The sequence below is a fragment of the Geomicrobium sediminis genome (genome assembly GCF_016908595.1).
Classification (GTDB): domain Bacteria; phylum Bacillota; class Bacilli; order Bacillales; family Marinococcaceae; genus Geomicrobium_A; species Geomicrobium_A sediminis.
In genome coordinates, this window is sequence record NZ_JAFBEC010000001.1 from 271045 (window position 1) to 286400 (window position 15356).

Consider the following 15356-nt stretch of genomic DNA (forward strand, 5'->3'; position numbering starts at 1 on the left):
TAATCTCCTTTATCGCTTTAATAGGCTCTTACCTGTCATTTCTTTCGGTTGCTTAATGTCCATCAGTTCTAACATCGTAGGTGCTAAATCTGCAAGAATACCGTCTTCACGAAGGGTGTACGAATCATTCGTAACAATGACCGGAACTGGATTTGTCGTATGCGCTGTCATCGCTTCTCCAGAAGTTGTCACTACTTCATCTGCATTCCCATGGTCAGCCGTCACAATTAGTGTACCACCTTTTGCGTGAATGGCGTCAGCGATTTTACCTAATCCTTCATCTACAGTTTCAATCGCCTTGATCGTTGGTTCTAGTAGTCCTGAATGTCCAACCATGTCAGGGTTGGCGTAGTTCAGCACAATGGCATCGTGTTGGTCGTTTTCGATTGTTTTAAGAAGAGCATCTGTCACTTCAGGAGCGCTCATCTCTGGCTTTAAGTCATACGTCGCAACTTTTGGAGAGTCAATTAAAATCCGCTCTTCTAAAGGAAAGACATTATTTTGACCACCGTTTAAGAAAAACGTGACATGAGGGTATTTCTCCGTTTCTGCAATACGAAGTTGTGAGAACCCAGCTTCACTAATCGTCTCACCCAGTGTATTCACTGGCCTCGTTGGCGGAAAAGCAATCTCTCCTACAACATCGTCATGATACTTAGTCATCGTCGCGTAGAAGATTTCTGGGTGTTTGCCCCCACGTTCGAATTCTTTAAAGCTCGGTTCAGTCATTACTTTAGAAATCTGAATCGAACGGTCAGGTCTGAAGTTGTAACTAATGATCGCATCTCCCGATTGAATCGGCTTCGCACCTGGCAATACCGTAGGTTCAACAAATTCATCAAACGTTCCTGCTTCATATGACTGATCAATCAAGGCAAGTGGGTCTTCTGCGACATTTCCTTCATTATGAACGAGCACACGGTAAGACTTCTCAATTCGTTCCCAACGATTATCCCGATCCATTGCATAATACCGACCATGAAGCGTACTTAGTGTCCCTATACCTAATTCCTCAAGCTTCTCTTGTAACGCAGCAAGGTAGATTTTAGCGCTTTTCTGACCTACGTCACGCCCATCGAGAAAACCGTGAATGAAGACGTTGTTCACGTCATTCTCCTTAGCCATCTCGAGTAGTGCAAATAGGTGTTCAATATGACTATGAACGCCTCCATCAGAGAGAAGCCCGTAAATGTGCAAATTAGATTTATTCGCTTTGACGTGATCAATTGCCTCTTGGAAAACCGCGTTCTCAAAAAATGTTCCTGCTTCAATACCTTTATTAATGAGTGATAAGTTTTGATGAATCACTCGTCCAGCACCGATGTTCATGTGACCAACTTCAGAATTTCCCATCTGACCAGCTGGAAGACCAACATCCTCACCTGCAGCAACTAACGTCGCATGAGGGTACTCATTCCACAACCGATCAAAGTTAGGGGTATTTGCCTTCGCAACTGCATTGCCTTCTACTTCATCTCGAAGAGCAAACCCGTCTAAAATGATGAGAGCAACTGGCGGTTGTTGCCTCATCGTACTGTCTCCTCGATCAATGCAAGGTACGAATCAACATCTATGCTCGCACCACCAACGAGGGCACCGTCAATATTATCTTGAGCCATGTAGCTTGCAATGTTCTCTGGTTTCACACTGCCACCGTATTGAATGCGGATTGCATTAGCCGTCTCTGGTCCGTACGTATCAAAAAGAAATTCACGAATCGTTTTGCACATTGCTTCTGCATCTTCTGGCGTTGAAGATTTTCCAGTTCCGATTGCCCATACCGGTTCATACGCAACAACAACTTCAGCAGCTCGCGCAGATTCAATACCCGCTAATGCTTGTTCTAATTGCGCCTTCACAACAGTATCAGCGCTTCCTGATTCTCGGTCTTCAAGCAATTCTCCAACACAGAGAATCGGTGTAATTCCGTGATTGAGGGCTGTTTTGACTTTGGCATTCACACGCTCATCTGTATCGTTGAACATTTCTCTACGTTCAGAATGACCAATAATCGCAAGCTTCACACCGATGGAAGTGAGTGCCGCGGCACTAATCTCACCAGTAAACGCACCCTTTTCTTCCTCATGAAGATTTTGAGCACCGATTTGTAAATCTGTGCCGACCGCTTTTTCCTTCATTCCCTTTAAGGAAATCGCTTGAGCACAAAGTGCATACTCAACTTTGTCAGATGAAGGCAATTTCTCTGTCACTTGTGTCACGAATTGAAGGGCTTCTTCATCCGTTACGTTCATTTTCCAATTTCCTGCAATAAATGGTTTTCTCATTGATTATCACCCTTTATTTTTCTTGAAGTGCTGTCACACCGGGGAGGTCTTTTCCTTCCATAAACTCAAGGGAAGCTCCTCCACCTGTAGAAATATGGCTCATTTGATCCGCGTAGTTAAACTTCTCAACTGCTGCAGCTGAGTCGCCACCACCAATTACAGAATACGTACCGCTCTCTGCCATCGCTTCTGCAACACCTTTTGTTCCATCAGCAAACGTATCCATTTCAAATACACCCATCGGTCCATTCCAAACGGTAAGTTTCGCATCTTTTACAGCTGCCTTGAATTGTTCAATCGTTTTTGGTCCAATATCAAGCGCTTGCCAGTCATCTGGAATCGCATCGACCGTTACAATTTCAGTATTTGCATCATCACTGAATGCGTCTGCTACTTTCACATCAACAGGAAGTAACAATTGAACTCCGTTATCCTTTGCCTTTTGCATGAACGTTTTTGCCATGTCAATTTTGTCATGTTCAAGAAGTGACTTGCCGACGCTATATCCTTGTGCACGAATAAACGTATAGGCTAAACCTCCGCCTAAAATCAACGTATCAACTTTATCTAATAAGTGATCAATAACACCGATTTTATCTTTCACTTTCGCACCACCGATGATCGCAACAAACGGGCGGTTCGGATTTTCTAATGCTTTTCCGAGTACATCCAGTTCCTTTTCAAGGAGAAGTCCTGCAGCTGACGGTAAATGATGTGCAATGCCTTCTGTAGAAGCGTGAGCACGGTGAGCAGCACCAAACGCGTCATTAACATAGACGTCCGCAAGCTTCGCCAGTTGCTCAGCAAGTGCAGCGTCGTTTTTCTCTTCGCCTGCTTCAAATCGCAAATTCTCAAGTAATAGAATTCCTTGTTCTTGCAACTGATCAACAGCTTTTGTTACATCATCGCCAACGACATTATCTGCTTTATGTACCGTTGTACCAAGCAGTTGTTCTAAACGCTTAGCGACCGGATCTAATCGCAATTTCTCAACGACTTCGCCTTTTGGACGTCCGAGATGGCTTGCCAAGATCACTTTCGCACCTTTTTGTTGTAAAAGTTGAATTGTAGGGATTGCTGCGCGAATGCGCGTATCATCAGTGACGGTTTCACCGTCGAGGGGTACGTTAAAATCAACACGGCAGAATACCGTTTGACCTGCTAGATCTACATCGTGGATTGTTCGTTTATTCATGGAAAAGGTCCTCCTTAACGCATTTATACGTTAATTTTCATAAGAAAGAAGGGAGCGAACGCGTACGTCTCTCCCTTTTCCTTTTTCATATCTTATTATAACCCAACTCTAGCCATGTGAGCGACTAAGTCGACAACACGATTTGAATATCCGTATTCGTTATCATACCATGAGATAACTTTTACCATGTTTCCTTCCATAACCATCGTCGATTTCGCATCGATCGTAGAAGAAAGCGTACTTCCGTTATAGTCGCTAGAGACAAGCTCTTCTTCGCTATAACCGAGAATACCTTTCATTTCTCCTTCAGAAAGCTCTTTTAGCTTCGCGTTTACTTGCTCATCCGTGACATCTTGATTAAGTTCAACAACGAAGTCAACGAGTGATACATTCGGTGTTGGCACACGCATCGCAGCTCCATTAAGCTTACCTTCAAGTTCAGGAAGCACGAGCGCTACAGCTTTTGCAGCTCCAGTAGACGTAGGAATAATGTTCTCCGCAGCTGCACGCGCACGACGATAATCTTTGTGCGGAAGATCAAGAATTTGTTGGTCGTTCGTGTACGAGTGTACTGTGTTCATGATTCCACGGCGAATTCCGAACTCATCGTGTAATGCCTTTGCTAATGGCGCAAGACAGTTTGTCGTACACGATGCATTTGAAACAACCGTATGCTCTTCTGGGTTATACGTCTCATGGTTTACTCCCATTACGAACGTTGCGTCTACATCTTTACCAGGTGCTGAAATAATGACACGTTTTGCGCCACCTTCAATGTGCTTGTTTGCATCTTCTTTAGAAGCAAAACGACCTGTCGCTTCGACTACGACGTCAACGCCATATTGATCCCAACCAATTTGTGCTGGATCGCGCTCAGAAGAGATCGCAATCTTCTTCCCACCAATAAGAAGGTTGTCGCCGTCTACTTCAATTTCTGAAGGGAACGTTCCATGTACGGTATCATATTTCAAGAGGTGTGCTAGCATCTCTGCGTCTGTAAGGTCATTGATTGCTACCACTTCTACCTCTGGGTTGTTTAAAGATGCACGATACACCAAGCGCCCAATTCGTCCAAAACCGTTAATACCAATCTTCGTTGTCATTTATAAATCCTCCTCTAGAGTATCTAAAACAGCTTTCGCTGCTGCTTCGTCTGTAATCAATAAATCACTCGGTCGATGCGTCATATAGGATGCAATGGCTTTAGCTTTAGAAGCACCACCTGCAACCGTAATGACCATTTGTTCTTCATTCAAATCAGAGAGCTGTAAACCGATCGTTCGTTCTTTATGAACGATCTTCCCATGATGATCAAAGTAATACCCAAACGCTTCAGATTGAGCGCTTTTCGTTTCTAGACCTTGAAGGTGTTCTTCCGTTGATCCTCTTCGTGTCGCCATCGATAATGCATCACCAACACTATGAATGACCATACGAGGGTGACGGATTAGCTGTAGTAGTTCTCGTATACCCGGTTCTTCAATCAATGAATCATAGGCTGTTTCACTTAATTGATCTGGTACGTGAAGCAATCGATAGTTCGCTTCTGCTTGTTTCGCTAAATCAGCGCTAATCGTATTTGCTTGCAATTCCACGTCTTCTCCAAGTCCCCCACGGGCAGGAACAAATGTGACATTGCTAAGCCTGGCATGAGGATACACAGCAGCGGCCAAAGCGGCCAGCGTTGTTCCACCTGCAACTGCAACAACGTCTCCTTCACCAAGTGTTTGAATCATTTCGTCCACACATGCGCGACTCATCTCTTTTTTCACCCAGTCTTGTTCATCACTATTTCCTGGAGCGACGATGACTCGCTTCACATGAAGCGCGCGTTCAAGTTTCGCCTGCAATGATGTGCGACCTGTAAGCACTTGAATCGAAGATTCTAATGCCTCGAGCAAATTCTTTCCATCTTCAGTAAGGCGCATACCTTGCGTCTCAATTAAAAGCAACTGTTCATTTTTAAACAGTTCAACTTCCCTTCTCAACACGCGTTCCGAAATGTCCATTTCTTGTGCCAATGCTCTTCGACCAACCGGTTCACTCACACGAATGTAACGTAAAAGATGATACCTCCTTATAAGGTTATCCATCAGATCTGGCTGCAATTTCTGCTGCCATTTTAGTAATGTTTCATCCATGATCTACTCAGCTCATCTTTCCGGGAACAAAAAAGTCCCTCGTTGACTTTTCTGTTCCCACTAACTTAATTATCATTATAAATTAAGATTGACGTTTTTGCAATTGATTCATCATTACTTTGACAGATAGAGTAATTAACGCTATGATTACTCTATCAGATAGAACACACAGAAAGGACCGTGCGTTGTGGTACGAAGTGACTTGTTACGAGGACACCTAGATAGCATTATTTTGACACTCATCCTCGAAAAAGATCGTTACGGTTATGAAATTTCCAAAGAGATTAGCTTGAGAACAAATGAACGATTCATAATTAAAGAAGCAACCCTCTATGCTGCCTTTCAACGGTTAGAGCGAAAAGAGTTGATTCTTTCTTACTTTGGTACTGAGTCACACGGCGGGAAACGCAAGTATTATGCCATTACGATTCTTGGGAAAGCATACTTACAAGAACTGAAACATGAATGGCTCGAAATGAAAGAAATTGTAGATGTATTTTTGGAGGGAAACAAATGAAAGACATACGTGCGCATGTCGAACATCTTTTTCGAGATATCCCTAACAGCGAAGAAAAAGAAGCAATGCTTCATGATCTTTGCTGGAACTTAGAAGAAAAGGTACGCGACTTAATGGAAACGGGTAAGTCAGAAGAAGATGCGGTTAATAAAGCCATTGTGGAATTTGGAGATGCCGAAGAATTAAAGGCCGAATTACGTGAATCATACCCGACCAATCCATCACTTACAAAAAAGAAAAAAGCGAAATTGAATTTGCACTTTTCCCTATGGGGAAGCTCGCTTGTAATCTTGCTGTTTCTTTTTATCAACTTTTACTACACACCCGACACGATTTGGTTCATCTACCCGACGTTCGCCATTCTGTGGTGGCCACTAGCGATGACGTTCGTTTACAAACGCACGGAGGACAAGTAACGTGAGCCGACGATCCGAATTGGCTGCGGTACTACTCGCAACATCAATCATTGCTATCGTCTTTATCACGCTTGATCTATTGCTAAATCCTAACGTGAGTTGGTCTATTTATGTGAGTTTGTTTTTATTACTCTGGCCTTTCTCTTTATTGCCACATCCGGTTTACAGTACGATCGGAGCGATATGGATTGCAGGGTTGTTAACTGCAATAAATGTCATTGAGACACCGGTATATTTATGGGTTCTCTATACTGTTCCACTCATTTGGTGGCCTTTATCCGCTTGGTATCCTCATCAATTTAAAACAAAACCGTTTGCATGGATTAGCTTTCTAATTTTGGGTGGCTATTATGTAATGCTAAATTTTATTTACGATGATCGTTTTCCCTGGAGCATCTTTCTACTCTTCGCATTACTATGGTGGCCCTTTACGAGACAATGGAGCAATCGCCCCATTCGTTATTCTTATCTCATGGCAACAACGACGAGTATCTTTTTTGTTGTGGTGAACCTCATTACAACTCCCCATGAAATCTGGGCAGTCTACCCGATTTTCGCTGTACTTTGGTGGCCGCTTGCAATGACTTACTTTTATAGACGAAACAAAGAAACGCACCCGTAAAGGGTGCGTTTCTTTAGTGATTGTATGAATTCTTACGTTACAAGGCCTGCATGATCTTCATATTCATCACGCATTTCACCGACAATTTCAGTAAGAATGTCATCCATCGTTGCAAGTCCAATCATTTTACCTTGAGAATCCGTCACAACAACAATATGCGTTCGGGCTTTCTTCATCTTCAAGAACACTTCTTGAATCGCCATTGAAGCTTTCACATGTGGAATCTCATGAAGGAATTGTTGAATCCCACCGTTACGACCTGCGGCAATGCTCGTTAGCATTTCTTTTGTATTCAAAAAACCGAGCAGCTTGTCATTCTCATTATCCATAACTGGATAACGTGTGTACCCATGATCTTCAACGGTTTGAAGAATTTCGTCGATCTTCATCCCGACCTTTAACGTGATCATTTTTTCTTTTGGAACCATAATTTCATTCATCGTTCTTCCATCAAATGAAAAGAAGTTCTCTAAATAAGCAAGTTCTGTTTGATTGATTTGACCACTTTATATAACTGTCTGAAACGATCAACCTTAATTCTTCTTCGGAATACGCTGTTTCATGTCCAGCTGGCTTCACACCAAACCATCCGAGAATCCGCCTTGCTGAACCATTTAGAATGCGAATAAAAGGTCCCATAATGACACCGAACCAATACAGTGGTGGCGCGAGTAATAACGTCATTTTTTCAGGGAATTGAATCGCTAATGTCTTAGGCGCGAGCTCTCCAATAACTACATGGAGAAACGTTACTAAAGCGAGTGCGATTGCATAAGAAAGAACAGTCGCCATCGCATCAGAAACACTATAATAATCAAACACGGGACGAAGCATTCTCTGAACCGTAGGTTCACCAAGTGCACCTAACACTAAAGCTGTAATTGTAATTCCTAACTGACAAGCCGACAAGTAATAATCAAGGTTATGAGCAACCTTTTTTGCTAAGATCGCTTTTTTATTGCCTTCTGCAATGAGTTGGTCAATCCTTGACATGCGGACTTTAAGAATGGCGAATTCGCCACCTACAAAAACACCAGTTAAGAGAATAAACAAGGCTACGAAAAATAAATTAACGAGAATAAATAGATCCAATTATTCCCTCTCAATAGGAGAGGGACTCACCTCCACAGTTTTCAGTATGCTTTTTGTTAGAGTTATGTCGCTGATGCGCGCTGTTTGAATTTCACTTTTTTTATCTGGTGATGATCAGCTTCAACTACAGACCATCGATGTTCATCCATTTTCACTTCGACTTTTTGGGCCGATTCGTCATTTTCTTGGGTCATATATTGAATCCATCCACCAATGGTGTCGATATGCTCTCGGTTATCAAACTCCAGCCCGAACTGCTCTTCTAGATCATCAAGTAAGACACGACCGTTAATGAAGTAAACATCTTTTGCTATTTTTTCAATGTCGCTCTCTTCATCTTCATCAAACTCATCTCGTATTTCACCGACTAACTCCTCGATGACTTCTTCCATCGTTACGATTCCTGAAGTTCCACCGTATTCATCAATAATAATCGCCATCTGAACTTTGTCTTGTTGCATCTTAACCATGACATCTTGGATGCTCGTCGGTTCTAGAATAAATGGGAGATCGCGCATGTACAGTTTAATGTCTATCTCTTTTCCCGCAACGATGTCTTTTAGCATTTTCTTTGCATTAACAACACCGATAATCTTATCCTTATCACCATCATCAACCACTGGGTATCTCGTAAAATTGTGTTCATCAAAAATGGCGATGAGCTCTGCATTCGTCATGCCTTCTTGAATGGTCACAATTTCAGTTCGCGGGACCATAATATCTTTTGCAACGTGTTCATCAAACGAGAACACATTCTCCATATATTGAAGCTCTTCTTTATCAATGGTTCCGCCTTGGTAGCTTTGCGTCATAATAATTTTTAATTCCTCTTCCGTATACGCTTGGTCGTGTCCGATTGGTTTGACACCAAACGTTCGAAGCAACAAACGCGAAGCGCCATTAAGTGTGACGATAAAAGGAAACATCACTTTACCGAACCAGTAAAGAGAACCTGACAACATTAATGTCATCTTCTCAGAAAACTGAATGGCTAACGTTTTCGGTGCCATTTCACCAATGACAACGTGTAAATACGTAACAAGAAGAAACGCAACCGCGTAAGAAATGACCGATGACATTGAAGGTGATACATTAAAATAATCAAAAACCGGATACATAAGACTGCTGACAGCTGGTTTCCCTAATGCTCCAAGCCCTAGTGCTGTCATCGTAATTCCAAGCTGACAAGCGGATAAATAATAATCTAGATTTTGAGTTATTTTTTTGGCGACAACTGCCTTTTTATTGCCTTCTGCAATTAATTGTTCAATTCTTGAACTTCGAACCTTTACAACTGCAAACTCCGAAGCCACAAAGAACGCAGTTAATGCCAAGAAAACCACAATTAGAATAAGATTAATTATTGTACTTAAATCCAATTATTTCCCTCAGTGAGAGGGATTCACCTCCGCGTATTTTGAAAAGACATTTATTTTTGAATTATTTGTTTTATTATTCTTTTTGAACAGAAATACTTTTACATTCATCATCTATTTTACTTCTTCTCGCGTGTTTCTATTCAAACCGGCAAATCGCTTATACGTTCATTTAGGTTCGATCGGTTCGGAATTCTTCGAGAGGCACACGCAATCGCTCCAACAAAATGAAAATCTCAAACTCACTCCATTTGTAAGCTCTAACACCTTCCCAAAGTCAATCACCCCGATCTTTCCATATCATTATCATTCGTTTTAAAAACACTAACTATTAATCGTATTCTATGCTGCTTGAACCCCCTACTTGCTGAGGGTTAAGAAGATTATATCAAAATCGCGCTAAACGTAAAGAGTTAAAATGAGCATCACACAATTAATTTACAGAAATTTAATAAAACAAACTTTTTTTGTTCACAATTTACTCTTACTGCCTTCATGAGTCGACACTTATAAGGCAAAACAAAAACAGCACAACCGCTGAGGCCACGCCCACTGAAGGCGAAGCCACAAAAGCCATTTTTATAAAAAGGTTATTTCTATCGACAAATATGAGCTAAATAGTGACGAACGTATGTCCCAATTTCCGTTTGGCTAAAGCCTCTTAACTTTGAAATTGCATTTAAAATAAGTCCATCCGTATAAATCTCTAATTTTTTTATTTCTAAATCTAGGTCTAACCCTTCTTTCAAACAATCTCCTTTCTGCAATTGAACAAAGACTGTTTCTAGAAATTCACGGTAAATCGTTGTAAACCGCTGATATAGTTCTTTATTCTCCTCTTGCTCCATCACTGCAAATTGAATCCAGATTGCATTTTCCATTCGCTGCTCTTGATCGCCTACTTGTATGTATTGAACAATCATCTGAACGGCATAGTCAAATGCAGACGTACCTTTCGGTTCAACTTCGTCCATCCGTTGCTTTGTCCGTTGAAATAAGGTTTCCATTGTATACCGATATAAATCACTTTGCTTTGGAAAATAGTATTGAATGGAACCGAGCGACAGCCCGACTTCTTTAGCAATATCTCGAAGTGTCGTTGCCTCAGCCCCCTTTTGTTCAATGAGTTTCATAGCCGCTTTTGCTATGATTTGCTTTCTTTTTTGATGGTCCACTCGTTTTGGCATGTTGCATCCAACTTTCTTGCTTTTTCATAAATTCTTACGTTATACTTTTATTAAGTCAATTGACTTAATAAAAGGGAGGTTATTGCTTATGTTTAACGATCTCTCACACTACTTCTTCATTTTCATCGCTAGTCTGATTCCGTTTATGGAAGTCATGATTGCGATCCCAACAGGCATTGTACTTTTTAACTTACACCCCGTCACGACAACCTTCGTTGCGACTGTCGGAAATATTGTGAGCATTGTCGTTTTTGTTTTTTTGGGGAACAGCATTCGTAAATTCTCTCGGAGAATTAAGCGACGCTCTACAAGAATCAAAAAACAACCAAATCCTAAATTCGAACATTTTTATACGAAATATGGCGTAGCAGGTCTCTCGCTCTTAGGTACCTTCCTTCTTAGCAGTCAATTGACCGCTACAGCTATTGTCTCGTTTGAAGACTCTAAAGGCAAGGCAACCTTATGGGTTAGTATTGCTGTCGTCATCCTTGCCATTGTAATGATGCTTTTATCAATCTTTGCTGCCGAGTGGCTAAGCAATCTCTTAAACTTATGACTTCACTAGTCTTCAGGGTTCATTGTGCGATGACGCTTTACTCGTCGCCATTGAAATAGAAGGTCACCGAAAGAAACAATGACAATAAACCAAAAAATCTCATGATAAGGTGTAATCCCAAGCTCTGATTCCCCACCTAATGCAGTTAATGCAAACACCATAACAACGAGGTATGTGGTAAGAAACAACTGCGTTTTAAAACGATAAAGTGGATCCCGCGAATCAATGGCTTTCGTTATAAACATGACAATATAAATCACAATAATAACGACGAATAGGAACGAAACAGGCAGAGCACCGATTACCGGAAATTTTGGGAAGAAATCACTAATCAACAAAATCGAAAAAGCTAAAACTAACAAACTATGTAGAGCGATATTTTTCATCATCATAATCCTTTCCAATTGAAAAGGTCGGTGTAAAAAACACCGACCTTTAAGCGAAACGTTTTCTTTTAGAAGATGCAGGAATCTTTAATTCATCTCGATACTTTGCGACTGCACGACGAGAAACTTTAATCCCTTGTTCACTTTGAAATCGATCGGTAATCTTCTGATCGGATAAAGGTTTGCATTTATCTTCTTCCTCAATCCACTCACGAATCGACTGCTTTAGTACGGTCGCAGAAGTATCTTCCCCAACTGCACGTTGTAAACCTTTACTAAAGAAGGCTTTTAGCTCAAAGCATCCCCGCGGGGTTTGGATGTACTTCGACGTCGTCGTTCTTGAAACTGTTGACTCGTGTACACCTGCCATCTCTGCAATATGCCTCAGCGTCATCGGTCGCAAATTACCCGTATCAAAAAATTGCTGTTGATAGTCAACAATGGCTTCTGTTACAAGACGAACGGTTTGCTGTCTTTGATCAATGCTTTTTAACAGCCAAACAAGCTGTTTGTACTTTTGATGGGCATAGTCGAAAGCTTCCTTGTTTTCGGTATTCTTTTGTTCTAATAAATTCCGATACTGTCGGTTCAATCGAATTCTCGGTAGCGATTCATCATTTAATTGCACCCGCCATTGGTCGTCTTCACGCACGACATACACATCTGGGGTGATAAAACGTGGCTGTTCGCCACCCATTCCTTGCGTTGGCCAAGGGTTAAATTGCTGAATGTAATCGTGAACGTCTTGCAATTCTTTCATCGTCACTTGTAATTCTTCACTCAACGCTTTCCATTTCTTCTCTGCAAACGGTTGCAAATAAAATTCTACAATGGTTTCTGCAAGTTCAAACTCCTCAGGATGTTCACGCATTTGAATCAATAGTGACTCTGCTAAGCTTCTTGCACCGACTCCGATTGGCTCCATCCCTTGTAAATGAAAGAGCGCTTTATGAAATTGTGACTCAGTCATACTACCTTCATTCACTGCTTTATCAACATCAACTTGTAAATAGCCTTGTTCATTTAAGTTATAAATTAAATAAGTAATATGGTCATGAGTCGCTTTATCACTATTCAAATGTTGCAACTGTTCAAACAGAATGGTTGTCAAGTCCGTACGACTTTCTTTAATTTGTTCTAAGAACGATTCTGCACCGTTTTCTACTCCAGACTCATCACGATCTCTCCAAAGTACAGGAGCATCTGGTATAAATGGCGTTTCTTCAGACTCCAATACCTCAAGCAGCGGGTTCTCAAGGGCTTGATCCTCAATGTATTCCGATAATTCTAATGATGAGTACTGCAACAGTGAGATCGCCTGGCGCAATTGCTGCGTCATGACTAGCTTCATCGTCTGTTGTTGGAACAGGCCCATCTCCAGATTCATTACAATCTCCCCCTATAAGAATTGCCTATCGTAAATCATGTCTTCAAATTATGTCTAAAAGTTGAACTTTTTCTATATTATACGTTACATCACAAAATCATGCTAGATGGGTTTGAATAATTTGCAGATCGGAAATCATATAATGAGAGTATGCGTTTGATTTGACCTTTATTGACCTAAGAGGTAAGATAAATGCAGAACATATGAGGAGGTACGACAATGAACTTAATCCCAACAGTTATTGAACAAACAAATCGCGGTGAACGTGCCTATGACATTTATTCCCGCTTATTGAAAGACCGCATTATTATGCTAGGATCTGGAATCGATGATAACGTAGCGAACTCCATCGTTGCACAGATGCTATTCTTACAAGCTGAAGACCCAGATAAAGATATCTCTCTTTATATTAACAGCCCAGGCGGATCCATTACAGCAGGTATGGCAATTTATGATACGATGCAATACATTACTCCGAAAGTATCGACGATTTGCATCGGTATGGCAGCATCAATGGGAGCGTTCCTTCTCGCTGCTGGAGAAGAAGGTCAGCGTTTCGCACTTCCGAACAGTGAGATTATGATTCACCAACCACTCGGTGGAACGCAAGGTCAAGCATCTGACATCGAGATTCACGCTCGTCGTATTATCGAAATGCGTGGCAAGCTAAACCAAATTCTTTCTGAAAGAACCGGTCAACCACTTGAAGTGATTGAACGCGACACAGATCGTGATAACTTTATGACAGCTGAAGCTGCCAAAACGTACGGTCTTGTTGATCAAATCTTTGAGAAAAACGGTCAACCTGGAAAATAAACAAAGGTAACGATTTAACGGAGAAGATGAGCGAGTCTCATTTCCTCCGTTTTTTATTTTGCCTTCGTTAACAAGGGAATTGGTAAATTCCTATGCCGTACGGTCCATTCCCAACAGGAATTGTAGCGATTACTTCACGTGTATTAAGGTCAATGACGGAAACGGTATTGTCTAAGTTGTTACTCACGTAAGCGAGTCGATCAATGGCATTGATTGCAATTGCTCTTGGGAATCCCCCAACGTCAATATAATCAATAATTGTGTTTGTATCACCATCAATAACAGCAACTGTACCGTTATTTAATGCGGTGTATACCGTATTCGTTGCCACATCAACAGCGGTTCTGTAAGGTGTAACATTCCCCGTTGTTATCGTTGCAATGACTTGACTTGTCGTCAAATCGATCACCGATACATCTCGACTGCCATGATTTGATACGTACGCTCGTCTCGTCGTTGGGTCAATTGTAATTTGGTTTGGATTTTGTCCTACGGGTATTTGGCCGATAATTGTTGAACCGTCAATCACGTAAACAAAATCACCAAATGAATTCGTTGCATATATATAACCTGTAACTGGATCGCGTGCAATATCATAAGGGTTATTTGCACTTGCATCGGTATTAATAAACCCAACTTGTTCAAAGGTGTTTGCATCTAACAAACGAATTCCTGAAGAAACCGCTACATAAATAATTTCTTGTACAGGGTCATAAACAAGGTTGGTTGCAATATCCGCTCCAAAGGCTACTCGAATCGTTTGTACAACTTCATCTGTTTCAACGTCAATCACTTCCAATAAACCTTCAAAACTATCAATCACGTACAATTGACGTTTGTCTTGATTGACATACGCAGAGAATGGGTTGCCCGACAATGGGATCGTTCCAATCACTTCACCGGTAGCCACGTCTAACACAGTTATTGAACGATCCCTTCCATCTGCAACGTAGATCTTCCCACAAATATCAGGCTCTGGTGGAATCGTTGGTGTTGGCACCGGTGGGACGTTACCAGGACCATTGATGAGGTTATTGTTAATGACAATTTGTTGGTGACAATGATCTTTTTTCGATCTCGACATGTTAAACCTCCTCTCATTATTATCAGCATATGTATGAATGTTTAAGATGCATGGTTATTCGCTGTCTTGACCCACCCATTTACATGCAACGCAATGTAATCTAGACTCCACTGTGTTGTTCGTCATTCATTTCATCTTCAAGCACAAAAGATACATATCTTTTCGATGATGTTGTGAAATGAGTGTGCTAGGCTCCTTTACTTCATGAAAACAAAAACCCCCTCGATTTTAGACCTAACTATCTTTTAGTTACTAAGTCACAAATCCATCTTTTTATGGAGGTCGAAATCACTGTA

The 15356-nt window shown here is 41.3% G+C and carries 15 protein-coding genes and 1 pseudogene; 5 read left to right on the plus strand and 11 right to left on the minus strand.

Features of this window, described 5'->3' with window-relative positions:
- Nucleotides 1-9: 9 nt before the first annotated feature.
- From gpmI to JOD17_RS01465, 5 genes are all read right to left on the minus strand, one after another.
- Nucleotides 10-1530 (minus strand): 2,3-bisphosphoglycerate-independent phosphoglycerate mutase, encoded by a 1521-nt coding sequence (gpmI, locus tag JOD17_RS01445; RefSeq protein ID WP_204695381.1) that lies wholly within the window; start codon nucleotides 1528-1530, stop codon nucleotides 10-12.
- Nucleotides 1527-2285, minus strand: coding sequence for a triose-phosphate isomerase (gene tpiA / locus JOD17_RS01450; RefSeq protein ID WP_204695382.1), 759 nt, complete (start codon nucleotides 2283-2285; stop codon nucleotides 1527-1529). The genes gpmI and tpiA overlap by 4 nt, the downstream gene beginning before the upstream one ends.
- A gap of 13 nt (nucleotides 2286-2298) precedes the next feature.
- Nucleotides 2299-3480 (minus strand): phosphoglycerate kinase, encoded by a 1182-nt coding sequence (locus JOD17_RS01455; RefSeq protein WP_204695383.1) that lies wholly within the window; start codon nucleotides 3478-3480, stop codon nucleotides 2299-2301.
- Nucleotides 3481-3575: 95 nt separating this feature from the next.
- Nucleotides 3576-4583, minus strand: a complete 1008-nt coding sequence (gap, locus tag JOD17_RS01460; protein WP_204695384.1) for a type I glyceraldehyde-3-phosphate dehydrogenase — start codon at nucleotides 4581-4583, stop codon at nucleotides 3576-3578.
- On the minus strand, nucleotides 4584-5621 hold the full coding sequence (locus tag JOD17_RS01465; protein WP_204695385.1) for a sugar-binding transcriptional regulator: 1038 nt from the start codon (nucleotides 5619-5621) through the stop codon (nucleotides 4584-4586). It abuts the gene before it with no gap.
- 187 nt (nucleotides 5622-5808) lie between these two features.
- Between JOD17_RS01465 and JOD17_RS01470 the strand changes: the two genes are divergently transcribed.
- Genes JOD17_RS01470 through JOD17_RS01480 form a run of 3 tightly spaced genes read left to right on the plus strand, consistent with a single transcriptional unit; the run spans nucleotide 5809 to nucleotide 7176 of the window.
- Nucleotides 5809-6138: a helix-turn-helix transcriptional regulator gene (locus tag JOD17_RS01470; protein WP_204695386.1), complete on the plus strand. Its 330-nt coding sequence runs from the start codon at nucleotides 5809-5811 to the stop codon at nucleotides 6136-6138.
- Nucleotides 6135-6554 (plus strand): permease prefix domain 1-containing protein, encoded by a 420-nt coding sequence (locus tag JOD17_RS01475; RefSeq protein WP_204695387.1) that lies wholly within the window; start codon nucleotides 6135-6137, stop codon nucleotides 6552-6554. The genes JOD17_RS01470 and JOD17_RS01475 overlap by 4 nt, the downstream gene beginning before the upstream one ends.
- Nucleotide 6555: 1 nt before the next feature.
- A complete protein-coding gene (locus JOD17_RS01480; RefSeq protein WP_204695388.1) occupies nucleotides 6556-7176 on the plus strand; it encodes a hypothetical protein in 621 nt (206 codons plus the stop codon).
- A gap of 32 nt (nucleotides 7177-7208) precedes the next feature.
- Here the strand turns inward: JOD17_RS01480 and JOD17_RS01485 are convergent.
- From JOD17_RS01485 to JOD17_RS01495, 3 genes and pseudogenes are all read right to left on the minus strand, one after another.
- Nucleotides 7209-8268, minus strand: a pseudogene (locus tag JOD17_RS01485) (hemolysin family protein).
- A gap of 62 nt (nucleotides 8269-8330) precedes the next feature.
- Nucleotides 8331-9647, minus strand: coding sequence for a hemolysin family protein (locus JOD17_RS01490; protein ID WP_204695389.1), 1317 nt, complete (start codon nucleotides 9645-9647; stop codon nucleotides 8331-8333).
- Nucleotides 9648-10240: 593 nt separating this feature from the next.
- Complete coding sequence (locus JOD17_RS01495) at nucleotides 10241-10831, minus strand: TetR/AcrR family transcriptional regulator (RefSeq protein ID WP_204695390.1); 591 nt, start codon at nucleotides 10829-10831, stop codon at nucleotides 10241-10243.
- Between the two features lie 88 nt (nucleotides 10832-10919).
- On the opposite strand from JOD17_RS01495, the gene JOD17_RS01500 reads away from it, so the two are divergent.
- Nucleotides 10920-11387, plus strand: coding sequence for a small multi-drug export protein (locus tag JOD17_RS01500; RefSeq protein ID WP_204695391.1), 468 nt, complete (start codon nucleotides 10920-10922; stop codon nucleotides 11385-11387).
- 5 nt (nucleotides 11388-11392) lie between these two features.
- On the opposite strand, the gene JOD17_RS01505 is transcribed toward JOD17_RS01500, so the two are convergent.
- Together JOD17_RS01505 and rpoN are read right to left on the minus strand one after the other, a co-directional pair.
- Entirely contained in the window at nucleotides 11393-11773 is a 381-nt protein-coding gene (locus tag JOD17_RS01505) for a hypothetical protein (protein ID WP_204695392.1), read from the minus strand.
- A 49-nt stretch (nucleotides 11774-11822) separates the two neighbouring features.
- Complete coding sequence (gene rpoN / locus JOD17_RS01510) at nucleotides 11823-13160, minus strand: RNA polymerase factor sigma-54 (RefSeq protein WP_204695393.1); 1338 nt, start codon at nucleotides 13158-13160, stop codon at nucleotides 11823-11825.
- A 219-nt stretch (nucleotides 13161-13379) separates the two neighbouring features.
- On the opposite strand from rpoN, the gene clpP reads away from it, so the two are divergent.
- Nucleotides 13380-13976, plus strand: coding sequence for an ATP-dependent Clp endopeptidase proteolytic subunit ClpP (gene clpP / locus JOD17_RS01515; protein ID WP_042358286.1), 597 nt, complete (start codon nucleotides 13380-13382; stop codon nucleotides 13974-13976).
- A gap of 67 nt (nucleotides 13977-14043) precedes the next feature.
- Here the strand turns inward: clpP and JOD17_RS01520 are convergent, their stop codons facing one another.
- The gene (locus JOD17_RS01520; RefSeq protein WP_204695394.1) at nucleotides 14044-15060 is read right to left on the minus strand and encodes a YVTN family beta-propeller repeat protein; all 1017 of its coding nucleotides are present in this window, start codon (nucleotides 15058-15060) and stop codon (nucleotides 14044-14046) included.
- Between the last annotated feature and the right edge of the window lie 296 nt (nucleotides 15061-15356).